The organism is Stenotrophomonas sp. ISL-67, from assembly GCF_018612915.1.
In the GTDB taxonomy this organism is placed as follows: domain Bacteria; phylum Pseudomonadota; class Gammaproteobacteria; order Xanthomonadales; family Xanthomonadaceae; genus Stenotrophomonas.
On the sequence record NZ_JAGGRL010000003.1, the window covers coordinates 1 to 21,826 of the forward strand.

A 21,826-nucleotide genomic window follows, 5' to 3' on the forward strand; every position below is an offset into this window, starting at 1 on the left:
CGGATCAAGCGGAGGATCTACAGCAATCACGACGAGGCGCGTGCGGATGTCTTCCAGTACATCGAGATGTTTTACAACCCAAAACGGCGGCACAGTTCCAACGACGGGCTGTCCCCGGTAGAGTTTGAGAAGCGGTACGCACTAAACGGCTGACGACTGTCTACAAAAGCCTGGGCGATTCAGATAGCGTCCTGACCAGGTACGAGGCTATCGACATAGTGACCACCCGAATCGCAGGTCGCACCTATGCTACCGCCAGCGACCTCGGCTTCTCCTTGGTATCTGAGGACGGTGAATCTATTGACACTGTTCAGATACATGGCGAAGGCTCGGGCTATGGCGCCAGTGCACTTCTGCTTCCATGGGGGTTGCTGATGTCGGATTCATGCTCGGTCGCGCGATCCAAGCTTGGTTCCCCCATTCGTACTGGAGGTGGGGATCGCAACCCCCTGACAGGGCAGGCTATTCGAGATTGGGATTTGTTCGGTGCTGGCAATTATCGTTGTCATCTGGAGTACCTGCCGGCCAACGCAGGCATTTCACTGCTGTCGATCAACCCTGCGTCGAACTAGCAACTTCATGGCGTCATTGGGACTTCAATCCTTGGGTATGGCACCTGGCGTGCCGGTTGTACATGTTGCTTGGAGAGCACGATGGATCTGGAACTGGTCGAGCCTGCGGTTCTCGAGTACTCTTTTCGTTGGCTTGCCAAAGGTGGGAACCTGGTGATTGGCGTCCACTTGGAGCTGGGGTGGTGTGTTCGAGTTGACGGCGATGTCACTCTCCTGGACACGGAACGTAGATTTGTTCCAGTTACACCGCTGTTGAAGGTACCGTTCAACGAGTTCTCTGGCCTCCTCAAGCGTGCTTCGTTGCGGAATGAAGAGTGTCGCCAGCTGATTCTTGATTTCCCTGTAGAACTTTTTCTGAAGTACGTCTTTCATACATCCTGTTCTGGCTACTGGCCGGAGCTCGCGCTGGATTGGCTGGAGGCGCAGGAGAGTTCATGGCCAATGCATCGTGCGGAGTTGGCGGGGCTCTCTGAGAGCCGGTCCATGCCGCAGAAGGCCAGGCAGCGTGCGAACAGAATGCTGCGCATTTCGGATGGAAGCAGAGTGCTGCCGCCACGCCGGAGTTGATTGCCTGGGGCGCCCAGCGCCGCGTCGCCATCGCGATGGAGTAACGATAGCCGCCTCAACACGACTATCTGGGCTATCGGTGACCGGGACACGGTGCCTGCCGCGCTGAGGAACGCACCGTCGTACCGAGCGCAGCTTGGATTGATTGTTGCTACTGACCCTGCTTCTTCATATGGGCAGACTGTTGGTAGCTGCGCTTTCAGCGCCATATGCGTCATAGCGAAGGTTCGGTCTACCGAAGTCCGGAAATCAAGAGGCACAAGCAACTTCCCATCGTTCGCAGCAACGCGCATGGTGTGTACCGGAGCGTAGAAACTCCAAGACATGGATAATGTATGCGTTGTGTCGGGAGGGTGGCTAATACAACACCCTTTGGGGAATACGCCCGCCGGCTTTCCATGTCTACGGTTTCTAACCTCCCGACTCCCTCGCCATCCCGGCGAGGGACCTTCCTACTGGAGGCACACCGTGACAACGCAAATGCCCGACGACGGCTTTGACGACTACCCCTCTCAATCCGCGCGTTCCCGGCGCGCACGCGAACGCCGCGCGCAATCCGCGCCGTGCACACCGCCAGCGCACTTTCACGAAGAGCTGAAGGTTCCCTACCTCAAGATCCGCGGCCGCTGGCTGCGGCAGATGGGCTTCAACGTGGGCCGCAAGCTGCAGATCGAAGCCTGCGCTGGTGTCATCACCATCAGGCTGCTGGGCACTCCCGCGGTGGAAGACCCACGGGTGCCCAGGTTCGTGGAGCGCACGATCTTCCACGGCGAGGTAAGCGCCGACTTGGGGCAGTTCCTTCCCGAGGACGTGATCCAATGAAGAAGCAGGTCTACTTACGGGTGAAGGTGGACCCCGGTCTACGCCGCGCCTTTCAGCTCTCCGCGTGGCGTAGCGAGCGTTCGCCTACCCACGTGCTTCGGTCGTTGATCCAGAACTGCGTGTCCCTGGATCGGAACCTCAATGGCGTTGATATCGAGGTCTGGGGGGATTCCTTCCCGCTGGAAAGTGAAGCGACGCGGCAGCCGAACCGCCAGCACTCGCGGTGAAACGATAGCAACGTCACCGCTACCCGGAGCGCGTTGCAATGTAAATGTTCGCGCCATGCACCATTGAAAATCCGGCTACGGGCCCGTCTCCGGCAAGCTCAGCACCATATTCTGGTCGGTCTCCTCGCGCTGGCACGGGGATGAATTCCATCGTCGAACCGGGCATGTCACATCCAGCCCGCCCATCCGTCATGGCATGCTGAGACCCTTCAATCCAGGATGCGATCGAAATGCGACTTTCCTGCCGTCCCCTGGCCACCAGCGCGGCGTTGCTGCTGCTGGCGGCCTGCCAACCCGCTCCGGAGGCACCCCCGGAAGCGGCCGAGCGCCAGTACGGAACACTCACCTTCAAGCCCTGCACCCTCACCAGCGCCCAGGCCAGCAACAACGTGGAAGCCGAGTGCGCCACCCTGCAGGTGCCCGAGAACCCTGATGCGCCGGAGGGTCGAAAGATCGGGCTCAACATCGCCTGGCTGGATACCGCCAACGAAGGCGAGGGCAAGCAGGACCCGGTGTTCTTCCTGGCCGGTGGCCCGGGCCAGTCGGCCACGGAAGTGGCGGCCATCATCAACCAGTCGCTGCGCGAAGTGCGCAAGAAGCGCGACATCATCCTGGTGGACCAGCGCGGCACCGGTAAATCCAACCCGCTCAGCTGCGTGGATGCCGACGGCAAGGAGCTGGCGTTCGACGAGAACGCGGCGGCCACGCCCGAGGTGATCGCCGAGTTCGCCACGCGCTGCGCTGCAGTGCTGGCCGACCGTGCCGACACCCGCTTCTACACCACCACCCAGGCCATCGGCGATCTGGACGCCGTGCGAGCCGCGCTGGGCGTGGACAAGATCAACCTGGTCGGCGGCTCCTACGGCACCCGCGTGGCCCAGCAGTACGCCGCGCGCTTCCCGCAGCACACCCGTGTGGTGGTGATCGACGGCGTGGCCCCGAACGACCTGGCGGTGGGCGGCGACTTCGCCAACACTTTCGAGTCGGCGATCGAACTGCAGTCGGCCCAGTGCCGCAAGGACGCCGCCTGCGCCAAGCGCTTCCCGGTGGACACCCGTACCCAGCTGCGCAACGTGATGACCACGCTGGCCAAGGCGCCGGTGGACGTCGAGTACCGCGACCCGGGCACCGCCGCCGTTCGCCGCGCACCGACCAGTGCCAACACCGTGACCAGCCTGGCCTTCATGTTCTCGTACATGCCGGAGCTGTCCTCGCTGCTGCCGGTGGTGCTGGACGAGGCCGCGCAGGGCCGTTACGCGCCGCTGATGTCGCTCAACAGCCTGGCCACCCGCAACATGGCCGGGCAGATGAACCAGGGCATGCAGTGGTCGGTGATCTGCGCCGAAGACGCCGACCGCTACCAGGAAGGCCCGGCCGGCGACCGCCTGCTCGGCCCGGAAGTGGCGCGCATGTTCTTCGCCGCCTGCCCGGTGTGGAACGTGGGCACGCGCCCGAAGCACTTCACCGCGCCGTTGAGCACCGACGTGCCGGTGCTGCTGCTGTCGGGCGAGTTCGACCCGGTTACCCCGCCGCGTTATGCCGAACAGGTGCTCAAGCACCTGCCCAACGGCCGCCACATCGTGGCCAAAGGCCAGGGCCATGGAACGCTCGGCGCCGGCTGCATGCCGCGCCTGCTCGCGCAGTTCATGGACAAGGCTGACGCCAAATCGCTGGATGCCGCCTGCCTGGACGCCCTGAGCCCGACGCCGGCCTTCACCTCGTTCAACGGATGGGAACCATGATCGTCGCCGAGAACCTGCATAAAGCCTTCAAGACCAAGACCGGCCTGATCAAGGCGGTGGACAACGTCGGTTTCCAGGCCGAGGACGGCCGCATCACCGGGCTGCTGGGCCCCAACGGCGCCGGCAAGACCACCACCATGCGCATGCTCTACACGCTGATGACGCCGGACCAGGGCCGGGTGCTGGTGGATGGCCTGGACGCCGCCACCCAAGCGGTGGACGTGCGCCGCCGGCTGGGCGTGCTGCCTGATGCGCGTGGCGTCTACAAGCGGCTCACCGCGCGCGAGAACATCGCCTACTTCGGCGAACTGCACGGCATGAGCGCGGCACACATCCGCGAGCGCACCAAGGTGCTGTCCAGGGCGCTGGACATGGACGACATCCTGGACCGCCAGACCGACGGCTTCTCGCAGGGCCAGCGCACCAAGACCGCCATTGCGCGCGCGCTGGTGCACGACCCACGCAATGTGATCCTGGACGAGCCGACCAACGGCCTGGACGTTATGACCACCCGCGCGTTGCGCGGCTTCCTGCGCGAGCTGCGCAATGAAGGCCGTTGCGTGATCTTCTCCAGCCACATCATGCAGGAGGTGGCCGCGCTATGCGACAGCATCGTGATCATCGCCAAGGGCACGGTGATGGCGGCGGGCACGGCCGATGAACTGCGCGCGCAGACCGGCGAAGCGAACCTGGAAGATGCCTTCGTGAAGGCAATCGGCACTGAAGAAGGACTGCACGCATGAGCGCGTTTGCCACGTTGTTGACCGTGATGCGCAAGGAGCTGCGCGATCTCTCGCGTGACCGCCGTACCCTGGCCCTGACCCTGCTGTTGGGGCCGCTGCTGTACCCGATCCTGATCCTGGGCATGGGCAAGCTGGCCGAAAGCCGGGTCAAGACCCAGATCGACAAACCGCTGGACATTCCCACCATCGGCCGCGAAAACGCCCCCAACCTGGTGCGCTTCCTGGCCGCGCAGGGGCTGAACGCGGTGGAGGCACCGAAAGACCTTACCGCTGAAATCCGCGACCAGAAGATCGACATCGCGCTGCGCATCAGCCCGGAGTTCGGCAAGGACTGGGCCGAAGGGCGCCCGGCACTGGTGGAGATCGTGCAGGACAGCACCCGCCGCGATGCTGATATTCCCACCGCGCGCCTGAAGGCGGCACTGGGCGGTTACAACCAGCAAGTGGGTGCGTTGCGGCTGCTGGCACGCGGTATCGATGCGCAGGTGGCGCGCCCGCTGGACGTGGCCACCCAGGACCTGGCCACCGCCGAGGCCAAGCGCGGGGTGATGCTGTCGTTGCTGCTGCCGATCCTGCTCACCATCACCTCGTTCCTGGGCGGTGCCTACCTGGTGATGGACACCACCGCCGGTGAGCGTGAGCGGCAATCGCTGGAGCCATTGCTGGCCACGCCGGCCAAGCGCAGCGCGATTGTCAGCGGCAAGATCGCGGCGGCCTGCGTGGTGGGCGTGGTGTCGCTGCTGCTCACGCTGCTGGCGTTCAAGCTCAGCGCGCAGCTTTCCACCGGCGCGGCGGCGCGTCAGCTCAACATGGGCTTCCTGCCGATGCTGCAGATGCTGCTGGTGATGATGCCGATCCTGTTCATCGGCACCTCGCTGCTGACCTTCCTGTCGGCGGCGGCCAAGAGCATGAAGGAAGCCCAAAGCCACATGACCTGGCTGATGCTGCTGCCGATGCTGCCCGGCTACGCACTCATGGTGTACCCGGTGAAGAGCGAGCTGTGGCAGTTCGCGGTGCCGTTCCTGGCGCAGAACCAGATGCTGCTCAAGATCATCCGCCACGAACCGATCAGCGCGCAGATGTGGGGCATCTACCTGGCAGCCGGCTTCGGTTTGGCCGCGTTGCTGTGGTACGCCGCCGTGCGCCGCTACCACCAGGAGCGCCTGGCGATTTCGGGCTGACTTTCCAAATGGGGACGGAGGAGGTTAAGTGACGAGGCACGGTCGAATCGTGCTTCGTTGCGGAGCCTCATCCGACCACCAGTTGATCTCAATGCTTGCTGGGCGGTCTGCCGGCTATTCTGAATACCGTTTCTCGATTGAGGGTTTCTGCGACCATTTTCTGGAATCGTTCGTCTCCCAGCGCCCGCTCCTGCTGCACGTAGCGCTGAATGTTCGCCAGTTCCTTGTCCGGAATCCCTGCGTGCAGAAAGTGTTTGTACGCGTCTGCTCGACGTGCTGCTGATCCGCCGAGCGATAGGTAGACAGGATGCGGCGTCAGCAAAGGATGGTGGGCAAGACCCAGGTGTGAACGCACGCTAGACCAGTAATGGTCCTGCGGTGACGCCACCAGCGCGGCGCGGACAGGATTGAGTTCGATATAGCGCAGCACCATCAGGAAGTAGCGGTCGGTGTCCACCAGGCAGGACTTGTACCGACTCTCCCAAAGTGTCCCGCTCCGTCCATGCCGGGTATTGAAATAGCGCACGTAGCTTTGCCCGGTGGCTTTCATTGCCAAGGCCAAAGCCTGGGCAGTCGAGGGCGTCAGCAGCAGGTGTACGTGATTGCCCATCAGCACGAATGCGTGCAGGGATACCGAATGCTTGCGGCAGGCACGGCCGAGTAAGCGGCAGTAGTGATGCCGGTCCAGGTCATCCACGAATATGGCTGCGCGATTGACCCCACGCTGGATCACGTGGAAGGGATAGTCCGGCAGTATCAATCTCGGGCGGCGGGGCATGGATGACACGGAAGTCAAGGTCAGCGACGAAGGTGGCACGGTGATGGGCCAAAGGCGCTAGGGGGAATGCGCTCGATCGCATCGGACTAGATCCAATCAACGTCGCGGACTACTGCTTAACTTCCTCCGTCCCCTTTTCTCCCAACAAAAAACCCCGGATCGCTCCGGGGTTTTTTTTGTGCCCACCAACAGTGGATCAAGCGCCCGGTGCGAACGACAGCGTGCGGCGGGTGGTGACCGGGGCGCTGACCGGTTCGAACTTCCAGCGCTTGACCGCGTTGAGCGCTTCGCGGTCGAAGACGCGGGCCGGGGTGGCGCGCAGCACACGCGAGCTGGTGACCGAACCGTCGGTGCCCACGGTGATCTCCACCAGCACTTCGCCCGCGGTGCCGGCGCGCAGCGCGTCAGTCGGGTAGCGCGGGGCCGGGGTGCTGATCGGGCGCAGGGCGGCGGCGGCCGGCGCGGCAGCGGTCTGCCGGGCAGCGCTGGCCTGGGCGGCGGCGGCAGCCTGCTGGCGCTGTTCGGTCTCGCGGCGGGTAGCGGCCTGGCGCTCGGTGTCCTGGCGCTCGGCCTCACGGCGGGCAGCATCCTGCTGCGCGGCGATCTGCTTGGCCGCTTCGGCCTCGCCTGCCTGCTGCTGGCGCTGCTGGTCGGCCAATTGCTTGACCTTGTTCTCGGCGTCCCGCTTGACCTTGTCGGTCTCTTCCTGGGTGCGCTTGAGGGCGGTCTGCATGCCGGTGGTGATGCCGGTCTTCAGGCGCGGCAGCGCCGGTGCGTTGGCGTCCACCTTTTCGATCAGCGCCACCAGGCGCTGGCCTTCGGTGAAGTCCTCGCGGTTGAGGCTCTGCTCGGCGGCAATCAGCGTGTACGGCAGCAGGTCGGTCAGCGCGCTCTTGATCGAGGCGTCGTCCGGGGTCTTTTCACGCAGCGCCAGGTAGTACTCCATGGCGTTGTCGCCGGCCGGGGCGTACATGCGGTTCTCGCGCAGGGCCTTGCTGGCCAGGTCGCGCAGTTCCTCGGTACCCATCGACTGGACCTTGGCCGAAACGGCCGGCGCCGGCGGCGCGGCGGCAGGTGCGGCGGCCGCAGCCGCCGGTGCGGACGGCGTTGCCGGCGTGGCCGGAGCCGTTTCGTCCTTGCCCGAGCAGGCGGCCAGAGCCACCACCAGGGTCAGCGGCACCAGCAGGCGCGCCTTGGCGTTCGTGTTGACGTGCGACATCCAACTCCCCTTTGAAGAACGACGATACGTAAGGCCTGATACGGTCAGGCCGACCGAAGCCCCGGAACGTTTCCCAGCGTCCGGCGCGGTACAGCAGGTGCCCAATCTAGCATCCCCGCGCCCCGCTTTGCAGGGCTCGGGGCGGGGCAGGGCAGGCGGTCAGTGCGCCAGCGACTTGCTCGGGGTGTGGGCCATCAGCTTGTCGGTGTAGGCGATGCCGATCGCCGACAGGATGAATGCGGCGTGGATGATGGTCTGCCACATCACGCCGCTGGCGCTCATGGACGAGCATTTGAACGAGGCTTCCACGGCCGGGCCGTACTTGGCCACCGCATCCAGCACGGCGGTGACGTACCCGGGGCTGTTGCACGAGGGCAGGCCGTCCAGGTTGCCGGCGCCGATGAAGGTCTTGAGCAGGTGGATCGAGGAGATGCCGATGATCGACAGGGCCAGCTTCACCTTCAGCACGCTGGCATTGACGTGGCTGAGCCACTCCGGCTGGTCAGGGTGGTTTTCCAGGCGCAGGCGCGAGACGAAGGTTTCGTAACCGCCCACGATCACCATCACCAGCAGGTTGGAGATCATCACCACGTCGATCAGGCCCAGCACCAGCAGCATGATTTCCTGCTCGCCCATGCTGTTGGCCTTGTGGACCAGGTGCCACAGCTCCTTGCCAAACAGGAACACGTAGACGCACTGCGCCAGGATCAGGCCCAGGTACAGCGGCAGCTGCAGCCAGCGCGAGGCGAAGATCAGGGAGGACAGGGGACTGATGGGCTTGGCGGTCGAGCTCATGCTGGAATGCTGCGTTGCGGGGGACGCCGCAGAGTAGCGGGCCTTCATGACCCTGCCAACCCAACTGACGCACTAGACTCGGCATTCCTGAACCGCTGGGTCCTGTCATGATCGATCTGTATTACTGGCCAACCCCCAATGGCCACAAAGTCACCCTGTTGCTGGAAGAACTGGGCCTGCCATACACCATCAAGCCGGTGAACATCGGCAGCGGCGACCAGTTCAAGCCCGAATTCCTGGCCATTTCCCCCAACAACAAGATGCCGGCGCTGGTGGACCACCAGCCCACCGACGGTGGCGCGCCGCAGAGCGTGTTCGAGTCCGGGGCGATCCTGCTGTACCTGGCCGAGAAGAGTGGCAGGTTCCTGCCGGCCGATACCCGCGGCCGGGTGGCGGTGCTGGAATGGCTGTTCTGGCAGATGGCCGGGCTGGGCCCGATGAGCGGCCAGATGGGCCATTTCAATGTGTATGCGCCCGAGCAGATTCCGTATGCCATCGAGCGGTACGGCAACGAAGTGCGCCGCCTGCATGGGGTGATGGACAAGCGCCTGGCCGGCAGCGCCTTCCTGGGGGGCGACGAATACAGCATCGCCGACATGGCCAGCTACCCGTGGATTGGCGCGTACGACAAGCTGCCGGCCGATTTCGCCGCGTTCCCGAACCTGAAGCGTTGGCACGACGCGATCGCCGCGCGCCCGGCTACCCAGCGGGCTTATGCGCTGAAGCACAAAGTGAACCCGGACGCCGGCAAGCCGCTCAGCGAAGAAGAGCGCAAGCACCTCTTCGGCCAGCGCTGAAGCGGTCGGGGCGATAACGGAATGGCCGGCACCGCCTGGGCCGGCCAACGGCCGGCGGGTACGCGCCAACGCATGCGCGCTGCCGCCCCACAATTCGCGTTGCGAACTGCGGGCCCCTCTTATGATGCTTCCACGCCCCCGCCGCTTCGCGGCCGCCCCCGAACTCCGGGGGCCCGCACCCAATACACCGCGTGGGCCGGCCAACGGCCGGCGCTACCGTGGGGTCCCCATCCCACCGCGTGCGTTAGGATGTCGGCCTGCCGTCGCCGGACCCTTCCATGCGCCACTTTGTTGCCTCGCTCGCCCTCATGCTCGCTTCGACCACCATGGCCCACGCCGAAAAGCTCACCCTGGACGCCATCACCGGCCCGCTGCCGCTGTCCGGCCCGACCCTGATGAAGCCCAAGGTGGCCCCGGATGGCTCGCGCGTGAGCTTCCTGCGCGGCAAAGAGGCCGATCGCAACCAGCTGGACCTGTGGGCGTATGACATCGCCAGCGGCCAGACCCGGCTGTTGGTCGATTCCAAGGTGGTGCTGCCCGGCGATGAAACCCTGAGCGATGCCGAAAAGGCGCGCCGCGAGCGCCAGCGCATTGCCGCCATGACCGGCATCGTCGATTACCAGTGGTCGCCCGACGCGCGCACCCTGCTGTTCCCGCTGGGCGGCGAACTGTACCTGTACGACCTGGACAAGCAGGGCAAGGCCGCCGTGCGCCAGCTCACCCACGGTGAGGGTTTTGCCACCGATGCCAAGCTGTCGCCGAAGGGCGGCTTCGTCAGCTTCGTGCGCGACCGCAACCTGTGGGTGATCGACCTGGCCAGCGGCAAGCAGGTCCAGCTCACCCGCGATGGCAGCGACACCATCGGCAACGGCGTGGCCGAGTTCGTGGCCGACGAGGAAATGGACCGCCACACCGGTTACTGGTGGGCGCCGGACGATTCGGCCATCGCCTTCGCGCGCATCGACGAATCGCCGGTGCCGGTGCAGAAACGCTACGAAATGTACGCCGACCGCACCGAGATGATCGAACAGCGCTACCCGGCCGCCGGCGACCACAACGTCACCGTCACGCTGGGCGTGATCGCCCCACGCGCCGATGCCGCCGCGCGCTGGGTCGATCTTGGCCGCAACGCGGACATCTACCTGGCCCGCGTCGACTGGCGCGACCCGCAGCACCTGACCTTCCAGCGCCAGTCGCGCGACCAGAAGACCCTGGAGCTGATCCAGGCCGACCTGGACAGCGGCAAGCAGCGCACGCTGGTGACCGAAACCTCGCCGACCTGGGTGCCGCTGCACAACAGCCTGCACTTCCTCAAGCAGGGCGGCTTCCTGTGGTCGTCCGAACGCAGCGGGTTCCAGCACCTGTACCGCGTGTCCGATGACGGTAGAACGGTCACCGCGCTGACCTCGGGTGACTGGCCGGTGGACGAGCTGCTCGCCGTGGACGAAGCGGCCGGCAAGGTCTACTTCCGAGCCGGCGTGGAATCGTCGCGCGAAAGCCAGATCTACGCGGTGCCGCTGCAGGGCGGGCCGCTGCAGCGCCTGTCGCAGGCGCCGGGCATGCACAGCGCCAGCTTCGCGAAGAATGCCAGCGTGTACGTGGACAGCTGGTCCAACACCACCACGCCGCCGCAGATCGCGCTGCACCGCGCCAGCGGCGAGAAGATCGCCACGCTGGTGGAAAACAACCTGGCTGATCCCAGCCACCCGTATGCGCGCTACCTGGACGCGCAGCGCCCGGTCAGCTTCGGCACGCTCACCGCGGCCGATGGCCGCACCCCGCTGCACTACAGCTTGGTCACCCCGGCCGGTTTCGACCCGGCCAAGCGCTACCCGGTGGTGGTGTACGTGTATGGCGGCCCGGCCAGCCAGACCGTGACCGACAGCTGGCCCGGCCGTGGCGACCACTTGTTCAACCAATACCTGGCCCAGCAGGGCTATGTGGTGTTCTCGCTGGACAACCGCGGCACCCCGCGCCGTGGCCGCGATTTCGGCGGTGCGCTGTACGGCGTGCAGGGCACGGTGGAAGTGGCCGACCAGCTCAAGGGCGTGGCGTGGCTCAAGCAGCAGCCGTGGGTGGACCCGGCGCGCATCGGCGTGCAGGGCTGGTCCAACGGCGGCTACATGACCCTGATGCTGCTGGCCAAGGCATCGGACCAGTACGCCTGCGGCGTGGCCGGCGCGCCGGTCACCGACTGGGGCCTGTACGACACCCATTACACCGAGCGCTACATGGACCTGCCGGCGCGCAACGCCAAGGGCTATGAGGAGGCGCGCGTGCTGGCCCACATCGACGGCCTGCGTTCGCGGCTGCTGCTGATCCACGGCATGGCCGACGACAACGTGCTGTTCACCAATTCCACCGAATTGATGAGCGCGCTGCAGAAGCGTGGCCAGCCGTTCGAGCTGATGACCTACCCGGGCGCCAAGCACGGCCTGTCTGGCAGCAATGCGCTGCACCGTTACCGCTTGGCCGAAGACTTCCTGGGCCGCTGCCTGAAGCCGTAACGCGCTTGCGGCAGCCGGTCGGTCGGGGCAGCTGGGCGGCAGGCATGACCTCCGGCCGATTGCCGCTGCCCCCTTGAGTGCGTAGGGTCGCAGGCAACCGCTCACTGGAGTCCTGCATGAAGCCGCTTGCCCTTGCCGTTGCGTTGGCCCTTTCCGTCCCCGCCGCGCTCAGTGCGCCGCCGGTCTTTGCTGCAGCTCCCGCCGCCGCCAAGGCCCCGGCCAGTGCGGCCTGGGTGACCCGCAGCAACGAACTGGCGCAGATCCTGCTCGATGCGCAGGGTCCGTTCCAGCCGGAAGAAACCGGCTTCTTCGGCGTGCCGGGCTACGATGACAAAGTGTTCGATTTTGGCCCGGACAACGCCAAGCGCTACCGCGCCGCAATGGCCAAGGCCCGCGACCAACTGAAGGCCACGCTGGCCACCGAGCGCGACCCGAACGTGCGCCAGGACCTGGCGATCATGATTGCCGCCGCCGACGAGAACATCCAAGGCAGCGAACTCAACGAAAAATACCTGCTGCCATGGAGCGATACCCCGCAGACGGTCTTCAGCGGCATCAACCTGCTGCTGTCCGACCAGGTGCCGGCCGAGCGCCGCGCCAAGGCGCTGGATCGCCTGAAGGCCTACGCCGGCCTGGCCCCGGGCACGACCGCCATCACCACGCTGTCGCGCCAGCGTTATGAAGAGCGCCTGGCCGACAAGAGCCTGCTGCAGCCGACGAAGATCGAGGTCGAGCAGTCGCTGGCCAACGTCGATACCTATATCACCGGTATCGAAAAGCTGTTCGACAAGTACAAGATCGCAGGCGCCGACGAGGCGCTGAAGACCATTGCCACGCAGTTGCGCGAGTACCGCGACTGGACGAAAAGCGAAGTGCTGCCCAAGGCACGTGCCGATGCGCGCCTGCCCGAAGCGCTGTATGCGTTCCAGCTCAAGCGCGTGGGGATCGATATCGACCCGCAGCTGTTGATGCAGCGCGCGCAGCTGGAATTCATGGAAACCCGTTCGGCGATGCGCCAGCTGGCGCCGTTGGTGGTGAAGGCCAAGGGCCTGAAGGTGTCCGACCCGACCGACCCGGTGGCGGTGATCCGCGCGCTGAAGGGCGACAAGATCGCCGACGACCAGCTTGAGCACCACTACCGCGGCGTGATCGATGCGATCGACCCGATCATCCGCGCGCAGAAGATCGTGGACGTGCCGCAGCGCCCGATGCAGATGCGGCTGGGCTCGGCCGCCGAAAGCGCCGCCTCGCCGGCGCCGCACTTCCTGCCGGCGCCGCTGGTGGGTAACACCGGGCAGCAGGGCACCTTCGTGCTGCCGCTGGGCAACCCAGCGGCCGGCGACAAGGCCGCGCAGTACGACGATTTCAACTTCGGCTCGGCTGCGTGGACGCTGAGCGCGCACGAAGGCCGCCCGGGCCATGAGCTGCAGTTCACCGCGATGGTGGAGCGGGGCGTGTCGCTGGCACGCACGATGTTCGCGTTCAACTCGGTCAACGTGGAAGGCTGGGCGCTGTATGCCGAGGCTGAAATGGTGCCGTACGAGCCGCTGGACGGACAGCTGATCGCGCTGCAGTTCCGCCTGCTGCGCGCCGCGCGCGCCATGCTCGACCCGATGCTCAACCTGGGCCTGATCGACCGGGCCAAGGCCGAACGCGTGCTGATCGACGAAGTGGGCTTGTCCAAGGCGATGGCCACCCAGGAACTGGACCGTTACATGGTGCGCATGCCGGGCCAGGCGGGCAGCTACTTCTACGGCTACACCCGGATCCTGGAACTGCGCATGCAGACCGAGCTGGCCCTGGGCGAAAAGTTCGACCGCCTGGCGTTCAACAACTTCCTGCTCGACCAGGGCCTGCTGCCGCCGGACCAGCTGGCCAAGGCGGTCAACGAGGTGTTCATCCCGAAGCACCGGTAACGGTGTCGGGGAGTCCCCAACACCGCCAACGGTGGAAGCGGAATCGCAAACCACCGGCAACGATGGAAGGGAATTGGTAGCGCCGGCCGTTGGCCGGCCCTCATGAACGCCGGAAGCATCGCAAGGGCCGGCCAACGGCCGGCGCTACCGGTCAGTTGGTCGGCCTGATCGTCTGCACCGGCAGGCGATCCGCCGCCGGTGGGTTGGGTACCCAGATCGCAATACCCGCCGCGCGCTTCTGCGTGGTCGGAATGCCGATGCCCACGCCGCCGCCGCTGTGCGAACCGTAGCTGCCGCCGCCCACTGACATACCGCCGCCTGAGCTGCTTGATTCCACCCCCATCAAGATGACCCCGTTGGCGCCCAACGCTGCGGCTTCCTTCTTCAACCGCGCCACCACCGCATCGGTTTGGCCCTGGGTGCCAAAGCCCACCGCGCTGGACGATTCCAGCTGCGCGATCTCGATCGAGCCCGGCGGCGGGGTGGAATAGATCTGCACCAGTGCCGGGTCGGTCGGTGCGCGGGTCTGGCCCAGCATCACCCGGGACGTACTGGCGCAGCCGCTCACCACCAGCAGCACACCGAGCAGCGGAAGCATTCGAATGTTCATGGGTCCACCCCTTGTACGGCCCTATCGGCCTGCGCCTGGATCATCCGGGCTGGCCGCTGAATCGGTGCCAACCTGTTCTGGCGCAAGGTAACACCGGCCGGGTGAGCCTGCCGCATCCCGTTTTTGCCGCCGCCATCACACGCCGCTGGCGGGGCTGTCGCTACCCTGCGGCCAGCATTTTCAGCAAGGGGAACGGGGCATGGGACTGATCAGTCTGTTGTGGGGCGTACTGGCGTTGTTCTGGATGATCCTGGCGCTGATCCCGCTGCTGGGCTGGGGCAACTGGTTCCTGATCCCGTTCGCCGCGGTCGGCGCCGTGATCGGCGCGCTGGGCATCCTGTTCACCCATCCCAGCAAGCGCGGCCGCGCCTGGACCGGCCTGCTGCTCAATGCGGTAGTGGTGGTGGTCGGCATCGTCCGCCTGTCCCTCGGCGGCGGCATCCTGTAAGCCGGGGGCAAACGCCGTCCACGCGTCCACCGGTAGAGCGGGGCTCTGCCCCGCTGCGCCTACCGCCTGCGACACCACGTCGCACCTGCCAAGCCGCCGCACCCAAAGGCGTAGAATGACCGCCCCATGATCATTCGTCCCCGCCCCCACGGCTGGCAGCTGCTGTACATCCTGCGCGGCTCCATCGTGCCTGCCATCGCGCCCAAGGTGGCCGCCATCTTCGTGCTGGCCGTTGCCGTGGCCACCTTCGCCGAGCTGGCCCACCCGCCGGGCATCGAGCGCGTGTCGGTCGCGCCGTTCACCCTGCTGGGCCTGGTGCTGTCCATCTTCCTGAGCTTCCGCAACAACGCCTGCTTCGACCGCTGGTGGGAAGGGCGCAAGCTGTGGGGCCAGCTCATCTATGAATTGCGCAGCCTGGCGCGGTTGTGCAGCACGCTGCTGGTCGGGCAGCCTGCGCGCGCCGACCGGATCTGCCGCCTGGCCATCGCCTTCGCGCACGCACTGGCCGCCCGCCTGCGCGGGCAGGATGCCGCGCTGGCCGGCCTGCCTTGGGTGGCCGAGGCCGACCGTGGGCGCTACGCGCAACGCTTGAACGTGCCGGACCAGCTGCTGGCGATGATCGCGGTGGAAACGGCCGCTGCGCTGCGCGCCGATGAGATCGATACGATCCTGTATGCCCAATTCGAAACCCGCCTGCATGCACTGTCCAGCATCCAGGCCGGCTGCGAACGCATCCTGCTCACGCCGTTGCCGTTCGCCTACACCCTGCTGCTGCACCGCTGCGCGTGGATGTTCTGCGTGCTGCTGCCGTTCGGCCTGGCCAGCTCGCTGGGCTGGGCCACCCCGGTGGTATCGGCGGTGCTGGCCTATGCCTTCTTCGGGTTGGACCAGCTGGGCGAGGAAATGGAAGAGCCGTTCGGGCTGGAGCCCAATGACCTGCCGCTGGATGCGATGGTACGCACCATCGAAATCGACCTGCTCGACAGCCTGGGCGTGTGCCCGCTGCCCGAACCCCTGCAACCGCAGCGTTACCTGCTGCAGTAACCCGACACTGCCCGGAGCATTCCATGGCCCACCCCGACTACCGCCCCCGCCGCATGCGCCACGACGAGTTCTCGCGCCGGCTGATGCGCGAAAACACGCTGACCACCGACGACCTGATCTACCCGGTGTTCGTGCACGAACTGGCCGGTCGCGCGCCGGTCGCTTCGATGCCGGGCGTGGAACGGCTGTCGATCGATGAGCTGCTGAAGGTGGCCGAAGAAGCGCTGGAGCTGGGCATTCCGGTGATCGACCTGTTCCCGGTGATCGACCCGTCCGGCAAGTCGCTGGACGCGGCGGCGGCGTGGGACGAGAACGGTCTGGCGCAGCGGGCGATCCGCGCGCTGAAGTCGCGCTTCCCCGAACTGGGGGTGATGACCGACGTGGCGCTGGACCCGTACACCACCCACGGACAGGACGGGATCATCGATGACACCGGCTACGTGCTCAACGACATCACCGTGCAGGCGCTGGTCAGGCAGTCGCTGTCGCACGCCGAGGCCGGCGTGGACATCATTTCGCCGTCGGACATGATGGACGGCCGCATCGGCGCGATCCGCCGCGCGCTGGATGCTGGCAACCACGTCAACGTGCGCATCATGGCGTACTCGGCCAAGTACGCCTCGGCGTTCTACGGCCCGTTCCGCGACGCGGTGGGCAGCTCGGCCAGCCTGGGCAAGGCTGACAAGAAGACCTACCAGATGGACCCGGCCAACGGCGACGAGGCCATGCGCGAAATCGCGCTGGACCTGGAAGAGGGCGCCGACATGGTGATGGTCAAGCCGGGCATGCCCTACCTGGACCTGGTGCGCCGGGTGAAGCAGCAGTTCGGCGTGCCCACCTTTGCGTACCAGGTCAGTGGCGAGTACGCGATGATGAAAGCGGCATTCGCCAATGGCTGGCTGGACGAGCGTGCCTGTGTGCTGGAGTCGCTGATCGGCTTCAAGCGGGCAGGTGCCGATGGCGTGCTGACCTATTTCGCACCGCAGGTGGCGCGTTGGCTCCGCGAACGCTGACAATACGCGTCAACACGCAGACAGGAGCAGGATGATGCAGACGATGGGATGGGTGCAGTGGCTGACCTGGGGCACCGGCGTGCTGGTGTTCGCGGTGGTGATCGGCCTGGTCATCCGCGGCGTGCTTCGTGCCGCGCGGCGCGCCCCCGAGCAACCCTCGGCCGCCGCCCGCCTGGCCCGCGAAGCCAACCTGCCGCCGGCGGTGCAGGCCGCGCTGGCCGCGCTGAACCAGCGCAAGGACAACGGCGAGATCAGCGAAGCCGAGTACGAACAGCAGCGCGCCGCGCTGCTGCGCGCGCATTGAGAGAATGCGGTGTACCGACCAACGGTCGGTACCTACCCAGGAACGGGGCGGTTGGGGTTGGTTCCCAAACAACCGCCGATAGCGTTGATCGGCGCTGGGACGCATGACCCTCACCGGAAAGGCCCCTCCGGCACAGGCCATGCCCTACCGCGGTGATCACCGTTAGCGGCGGTCGATAGGGATGCGACCCTACCGGCAGCCCGTCACGACGGGCGCCCGCATCCGGTACAGATCCATCCCACCCGCCTTCGGCGATCGCGCCTGCCCGGCCAGCACCAGCTCACTCGGCTTGGACGCATCCACCACCGGCGCACCGGTCTGCCCATCGGCGGTATTGAACGACAGCGCCACGGGCACCGCCGCCTGCGCGTAGTCGCATCCCACCACCCACACCTGCGAATGCCCGCCCACCACCCGGGTCAGCGCCAGCGCGCCGTCATTGCCCAGCCAGTCGCCGCCCAGCTCGTCCGCCACGCTGTTGAGCGGGGCAGGCAGTGGCGTCGCGGCGCTGAATTCCCGGCCCTGCGCGGTCGCCACGAACAGATCGAACCCACCCTGGCCCCCCTTGCCATTGCGCGCGAACAGCAGCGCCTGCCCCTCGGCCCGCAGCGCAGGGCGGCGCTCATCGGCGCGGGTGTTGATCGTGTCCGGCAGTGCCGTCACCGGCCCGAACCCTTCGTCGGCCCGCTCCGTCACCTGGTACAGGTCGAAGCCACCGCGCCCACCCGGCCGGTTGGAGGCAAACAACAGGGTGCTGCCGTCATGGCTGAAATACGGGTCGGTCTCATCGCCTGGGGTGTTCACCGCCAACGGCGCCGGGTCCTGCCATCGCCCATCGCGCAGCGTGGCCTGCCACAGGTCCCAGCCACCGGCCCCACCGGGCCGGTCGCTGGCCCACACGATGCGTTTGCCATCCGGGGAGATCGTGGCCTGGGCTTCATTGGCCCTGGTCGAGACCACCCCCATGCCCTCGATGCCGAACTCGGAAAGCGCCATCGCGCCCGGTGCGGAGAGTAAACTCAGGGTCAGCGCGAGCAGAGACAAGGGAGTGCGCATAGTCGCTTCCGTTGGGGTTTGCGTTTCAATCCAGGCCCGGAGTTTAAGACACCCATGACCGCCCGTTACGCCGTATTCGGCCAGCCCATCGCCCACTCGCAGTCGCCGCACATCCATGCCGCGTTCGCCCGCCAGGAGGGCATCGCGCTGGATTACCAGGCCATCGAGGCGTCACCGGCCGATTTCCCCGCCGAGCTGGAGAGGTTCGCCGCCGGCGGTGGCGTGGGTGCCAACGTCACCGCGCCGCTCAAGGAAATCGCCTTCGGGCTCTGCAGGACCTTCACTTCACGCGCCAAGCTGGCCGGCTCGGTCAACACGCTGCTGCGCAAGGACGGGTACTGGCACGGCGACACCACCGACGGTGTGGGCCTGGTGCGCGACCTCACCGAGCGCCACAGCCTGGACCTGCGCGGCCGCCGCGTGCTGCTGCTGGGTGCCGGGGGTTCGGCGCGCAGCGTGGCGCCGGCGCTGCTGGATGCCGGCATTCTTGAGCTGATCGTGGTCAACCGCACCTCCGAGCGCGCCGACGAACTGGTGGACGCCATCGGCGAGCCTGGCCGTGCCAAGACACGACACTGGGAAGACCTGCACGACCTGGGCGATTTTGAGCTCATCGTCAACGCCACTTCGGCCGGCCGCGACCGCAATGCCACCTTCGAACTGCCGAAGGCGCTGGTCAACAGCATGACCACGGCAGTAGACCTGAATTACGGCGAGGCGGCCATCGCCTTCCTGGCCTGGGCGCGGGCCATGGGCTGCCGCAACACGGTCGACGGCCTTGGCATGCTGGTCGAGCAGGCCGCCACCAGCTTCCAGCAGTGGCACGAAGTGCGCCCGGAAACCGACCCGGTGTATGCCGGACTGCGCGCCCGCAATGCACTGGCCGGTGAGGAATGAACGGCAACCTGGACCTGATGCTCAGCCTGCTGGGCATGGTCGCATTGCGCCTGCCGGTACTGATTGCGCTGGCGGTGTCGCTGGTATGGGTGGTGGACGCCCCGCGCGGCAGCATCCGCAGCGTTGCCTTGTGGTCGCTGGGCCTGCTGCTGGTCGGCACCCTGGCCGGGCTGGTGTTGAACATCGTGCCGACCTGGCTGGTCCAGCGCGGTGAGTACGGCAACGTGCAGGTGCTGTCGTGGCTGCTGCGCGGTGGCCACTTCGCCATTGGCCTGGTCAATGCGCTGGGCACGGTGCTGCTGGTGTGGGCGATGACCCGCGCGCTGCGCAACCGCACCGCCCCGGCTGCCTGACCGGGCGACCCAGGTCACGGAACTGAACCGGCGCGGAAAAATCCGCGCCGGCCGCAGGCCCCGGAGCATGAGAAAATACCCGCCTGATCCAGGCAGGACCACCCCAGCGTGACCGAAAAAGTTGAAGCCCCGCGCGCGCTGAACGACGAACTCAAAACCGTCATCCGCGATGCCTACGCCAAGCTGCAGGCCAATACCCCCGGCTTCAGCACGCGGCGTTCGCAGAGCCAGATGATCGGCGTGGTGTCGCGTGCGCTGTCGCAGAGCGGCGGGGTGGGTGTGGTCGAAGCCCCCACCGGGGTCGGCAAGAGCCTGGGCTACCTCACCGCCGGCGTGCCGATCGCGCTGGCCACGAAGAAAAAGCTGGTGATCAGCACCGGCACCGTGGCGCTGCAGTCGCAGCTGGTTGAGCGCGACATTCCGAACTTCCTCAAGGCCACCGGCCTGGACGCCACCGTGGCGCTGGCCAAGGGCCGCACCCGCTACCTGTGCACGCGCAACGCCGCCGAAGCGCATGGCGACGGCGCGCAGGAAGGCATGTTCGAGGACGAGCAGCCGCTGTTCGACCGTCCGCTGGCGCCGATCGAAATGGACCTGGCGCAGAAACTCAGCAAGGACTTCGTCGAAGGCCGCTGGAACGGCGACCTGGACAACGCGCCGGACACCATCAGCGCCTCGCTGCGTTCGCGCATCACCACCCCGGCGTCGGGCTGCGCGGGCCGCAAGTGCGCCTACTCGGCGCAGTGTGCGGTGCTGCGCGCGCGCAACAACGTGCGCGATGCGCAGATCGTGGTGACCAATCACGCGCTGCTGCTGTCGGCGTTGTCCATTGGCGAAAGCGACAACGGCCAGCCGCTGATCGCACCGCCGTCGGACATGCTGCTGGTGCTCGACGAAGGCCACCACATCGGCAATGTCGCCATCGACCAGGGCGCGGCCAGCCTGGCCCTGGATGACATGGCCAAGCGCACCGGCCGCCTGCAGATCTTGATCGCCGCTGCCTACCGCGCAGTGGACAAGGACAAGCTGGGCAACCTGCTGCCGAACGAGGCCATCGACGTGGCGGCCCGGGTGAGCAAGCAGCTGCGCGCATTCCGCGACGTGATCGACCGCAGCTGGCAGCCGGACCCGGCCGCGCAGGAACCGATGTGGCGCGCACCCAACGGCCGCCTGCCGGATATCTGGATGGCCGACATCGAAGCGCTGGCCGACGACACCCGTGCGCTGTTCAACTGGGCCCACGCCGCGCAGTCGCAGGTGGCCAAGGGCAAGCCGGAGGATGCCGCGCGCGAGCGCCTGCAGCGCACGCTGGGCATGGCGCTGGAGATGATCGAGCAGCAGCACGGCCTGTGGACCGCCTGGCGCCGCGAAGACAAGGAAGGCCAGCCGCCATTCGCGCGCTGGGTGACCCTGTCGCGCGATGGTGACCTGATCCTGCACGGCTCGCCGGTGTCGGCCGCCAACGTGCTGCGCAAGCTGCTGTGGGACGAAGTGGATTCGGTGGTGATGACCTCGGCCACGCTGACCGGCGGCGGCGATTTCCAGGCGTTGGCGATCGACAACGGCATTCCCGATGAAGCCGAGATGGTCTCGCTGGCCTCGCCGTTCGACCTGCCCAACCAGGCCGAGCTGATCGTGCCCAACTTCCCGGTCACCCCGGATGACCGCGACCGGCACCCGAAGGAAGTGGCCAAGTACCTGGTCAAGGAACTGGACTGGGGCAAGGGCAGCATCGTGCTGTTCACCTCGCGCTGGAAGATGGAAAAGGTGGCCGAACTGATGCCGGCCGCGCAGCGCAGGCTGGTGCTGGTGCAGGGCGAAACCGCCAAGCAGAAGATGATCGACGAGCACCTGCGGCGCACCGCTGCCGGTGAAGGCTCGGTGCTGTTCGGCTTGAATTCGTTCGGCGAAGGCCTGGACCTGCCCGGCGAAGCCTGCACCACGGTGGTGATCACCCAGGTACCGTTCGCGGTGCCGACCGATCCGCAGACCTCCACGCTCAGCGAATGGTTCGAGAGCCGTGGGTTGAACGCCTTCAACCTGATCGCCGTACCGCATGCGTTGCGCACGCTGACCCAGTTCGCGGGGCGGTTGATCCGCACCAGCACCGACACCGGGCGGGTCATCATCCTCGACTCGCGCCTGATCAGCCGCCGCTACGGCAAACGCATCATCGACGCGCTGCCACCGTTCAAGCGGGTGATCGGGTGAGGTGAGACCGCGCCCTGCGTGGCT

At 66.4% G+C, this 21,826-nt stretch carries 23 protein-coding genes; 18 read left to right on the top strand and 5 right to left on the bottom strand.

Annotated elements, in window-relative coordinates; all coding sequences use genetic code 11:
* The 8 genes from J7J08_RS05520 to J7J08_RS05555 form a co-directional block, all read left to right on the top strand.
* Positions 1 to 153: IS3 family transposase (locus J7J08_RS05520; protein ID WP_214902630.1), on the top strand; the 153-nt coding region annotated here is incomplete at its 5' end.
* Positions 154 to 218: 65 nt separating this feature from the next.
* Positions 219 to 572, top strand: a complete 354-nt coding sequence (locus tag J7J08_RS05525) for a hypothetical protein (protein WP_214902436.1) — start codon at positions 219 to 221, stop codon at positions 570 to 572.
* Between the two features lie 81 nt (positions 573 to 653).
* Positions 654 to 1,139, top strand: a complete 486-nt coding sequence (locus J7J08_RS05530) for a hypothetical protein (RefSeq protein ID WP_214902439.1) — start codon at positions 654 to 656, stop codon at positions 1,137 to 1,139.
* A gap of 480 nt (positions 1,140 to 1,619) precedes the next feature.
* On the top strand, positions 1,620 to 1,961 hold the full coding sequence (locus J7J08_RS05535) for a SymE family type I addiction module toxin (protein WP_214902442.1): 342 nt from the start codon (positions 1,620 to 1,622) through the stop codon (positions 1,959 to 1,961).
* Positions 1,958 to 2,188, top strand: a complete 231-nt coding sequence (locus J7J08_RS05540; RefSeq protein WP_214902445.1) for a hypothetical protein — start codon at positions 1,958 to 1,960, stop codon at positions 2,186 to 2,188. Before J7J08_RS05535 ends, J7J08_RS05540 begins: the two co-directional genes overlap by 4 nt.
* A 230-nt stretch (positions 2,189 to 2,418) precedes the next feature.
* Positions 2,419 to 3,930 carry an alpha/beta hydrolase gene (locus tag J7J08_RS05545; RefSeq protein WP_214902448.1) on the top strand — a complete coding sequence of 504 codons (1,512 nt, stop codon included), beginning with the start codon at positions 2,419 to 2,421 and terminating at the stop codon, positions 3,928 to 3,930.
* Complete coding sequence (locus J7J08_RS05550) at positions 3,927 to 4,673, top strand: ATP-binding cassette domain-containing protein (protein WP_214902450.1); 747 nt, start codon at positions 3,927 to 3,929, stop codon at positions 4,671 to 4,673. Before J7J08_RS05545 ends, J7J08_RS05550 begins: the two co-directional genes overlap by 4 nt.
* The gene (locus J7J08_RS05555; protein WP_214902453.1) at positions 4,670 to 5,854 is read left to right on the top strand and encodes an ABC transporter permease; all 1,185 of its coding nucleotides are present in this window, start codon (positions 4,670 to 4,672) and stop codon (positions 5,852 to 5,854) included. Before J7J08_RS05550 ends, J7J08_RS05555 begins: the two co-directional genes overlap by 4 nt.
* An 88-nt stretch (positions 5,855 to 5,942) precedes the next feature.
* On the opposite strand, the gene J7J08_RS05560 is transcribed toward J7J08_RS05555, so the two are convergent.
* The 3 genes from J7J08_RS05560 to J7J08_RS05570 all read right to left on the bottom strand — a co-directional run bounded on the left by J7J08_RS05560 (position 5,943) and on the right by J7J08_RS05570 (position 8,646).
* Positions 5,943 to 6,632, bottom strand: a complete 690-nt coding sequence (locus J7J08_RS05560) for a transposase (RefSeq protein ID WP_214902456.1) — start codon at positions 6,630 to 6,632, stop codon at positions 5,943 to 5,945.
* A gap of 196 nt (positions 6,633 to 6,828) precedes the next feature.
* Positions 6,829 to 7,851, bottom strand: coding sequence for an energy transducer TonB (locus J7J08_RS05565; protein ID WP_214902459.1), 1,023 nt, complete (start codon positions 7,849 to 7,851; stop codon positions 6,829 to 6,831).
* Between the two features lie 159 nt (positions 7,852 to 8,010).
* On the bottom strand, positions 8,011 to 8,646 hold the full coding sequence (locus J7J08_RS05570; protein ID WP_214902462.1) for a TIGR00645 family protein: 636 nt from the start codon (positions 8,644 to 8,646) through the stop codon (positions 8,011 to 8,013).
* A 107-nt stretch (positions 8,647 to 8,753) separates the two neighbouring features.
* Here J7J08_RS05570 and J7J08_RS05575 point away from each other — a divergent pair, with 107 nt between their 5' ends.
* The 3 genes from J7J08_RS05575 to J7J08_RS05585 all read left to right on the top strand — a co-directional run bounded on the left by J7J08_RS05575 (position 8,754) and on the right by J7J08_RS05585 (position 13,866).
* On the top strand, positions 8,754 to 9,443 hold the full coding sequence (locus J7J08_RS05575; RefSeq protein WP_214902465.1) for a glutathione S-transferase N-terminal domain-containing protein: 690 nt from the start codon (positions 8,754 to 8,756) through the stop codon (positions 9,441 to 9,443).
* 278 nt (positions 9,444 to 9,721) lie between these two features.
* Entirely contained in the window at positions 9,722 to 11,950 is a 2,229-nt protein-coding gene (locus J7J08_RS05580) for a S9 family peptidase (RefSeq protein WP_214902466.1), read from the top strand.
* 116 nt (positions 11,951 to 12,066) lie between these two features.
* A complete protein-coding gene (locus tag J7J08_RS05585) occupies positions 12,067 to 13,866 on the top strand; it encodes a DUF885 domain-containing protein (protein ID WP_214902468.1) in 1,800 nt (599 codons plus the stop codon).
* A 151-nt stretch (positions 13,867 to 14,017) separates the two neighbouring features.
* On the opposite strand, the gene J7J08_RS05590 is transcribed toward J7J08_RS05585, so the two are convergent.
* Positions 14,018 to 14,476, bottom strand: coding sequence for a hypothetical protein (locus J7J08_RS05590; protein WP_214902469.1), 459 nt, complete (start codon positions 14,474 to 14,476; stop codon positions 14,018 to 14,020).
* A 199-nt stretch (positions 14,477 to 14,675) separates the two neighbouring features.
* Between J7J08_RS05590 and J7J08_RS05595 the strand changes: the two genes are divergently transcribed.
* The 4 genes from J7J08_RS05595 (at position 14,676) to J7J08_RS05610 (ending at position 17,285) form a co-directional block, all read left to right on the top strand.
* Positions 14,676 to 14,924, top strand: a complete 249-nt coding sequence (locus J7J08_RS05595) for a hypothetical protein (protein ID WP_214902471.1) — start codon at positions 14,676 to 14,678, stop codon at positions 14,922 to 14,924.
* A 126-nt stretch (positions 14,925 to 15,050) separates the two neighbouring features.
* A complete protein-coding gene (locus tag J7J08_RS05600; RefSeq protein WP_214902473.1) occupies positions 15,051 to 15,968 on the top strand; it encodes a bestrophin family protein in 918 nt (305 codons plus the stop codon).
* Between the two features lie 23 nt (positions 15,969 to 15,991).
* Positions 15,992 to 16,981 carry a porphobilinogen synthase gene (gene hemB, locus J7J08_RS05605; protein ID WP_214902476.1) on the top strand — a complete coding sequence of 330 codons (990 nt, stop codon included), beginning with the start codon at positions 15,992 to 15,994 and terminating at the stop codon, positions 16,979 to 16,981.
* A 31-nt stretch (positions 16,982 to 17,012) separates the two neighbouring features.
* Positions 17,013 to 17,285 (top strand): SHOCT domain-containing protein, encoded by a 273-nt coding sequence (locus J7J08_RS05610; protein ID WP_214902479.1) that lies wholly within the window; start codon positions 17,013 to 17,015, stop codon positions 17,283 to 17,285.
* 189 nt (positions 17,286 to 17,474) lie between these two features.
* Here the strand turns inward: J7J08_RS05610 and J7J08_RS05615 are convergent, their stop codons facing one another.
* Positions 17,475 to 18,341: a PD40 domain-containing protein gene (locus J7J08_RS05615; RefSeq protein ID WP_214902482.1), complete on the bottom strand. Its 867-nt coding sequence runs from the start codon at positions 18,339 to 18,341 to the stop codon at positions 17,475 to 17,477.
* A 54-nt stretch (positions 18,342 to 18,395) separates the two neighbouring features.
* Here J7J08_RS05615 and aroE point away from each other — a divergent pair, with 54 nt between their 5' ends.
* The 3 genes from aroE to dinG all read left to right on the top strand — a co-directional run bounded on the left by aroE (position 18,396) and on the right by dinG (position 21,802).
* On the top strand, positions 18,396 to 19,238 hold the full coding sequence (gene aroE / locus J7J08_RS05620; protein ID WP_214902487.1) for a shikimate dehydrogenase: 843 nt from the start codon (positions 18,396 to 18,398) through the stop codon (positions 19,236 to 19,238).
* A complete protein-coding gene (locus J7J08_RS05625; RefSeq protein ID WP_214902490.1) occupies positions 19,235 to 19,591 on the top strand; it encodes a hypothetical protein in 357 nt (118 codons plus the stop codon). Before aroE ends, J7J08_RS05625 begins: the two co-directional genes overlap by 4 nt.
* A 108-nt stretch (positions 19,592 to 19,699) precedes the next feature.
* Positions 19,700 to 21,802, top strand: a complete 2,103-nt coding sequence (gene dinG, locus J7J08_RS05630; protein WP_214902493.1) for an ATP-dependent DNA helicase DinG — start codon at positions 19,700 to 19,702, stop codon at positions 21,800 to 21,802.
* Positions 21,803 to 21,826: the final 24 nt, after the last annotated feature.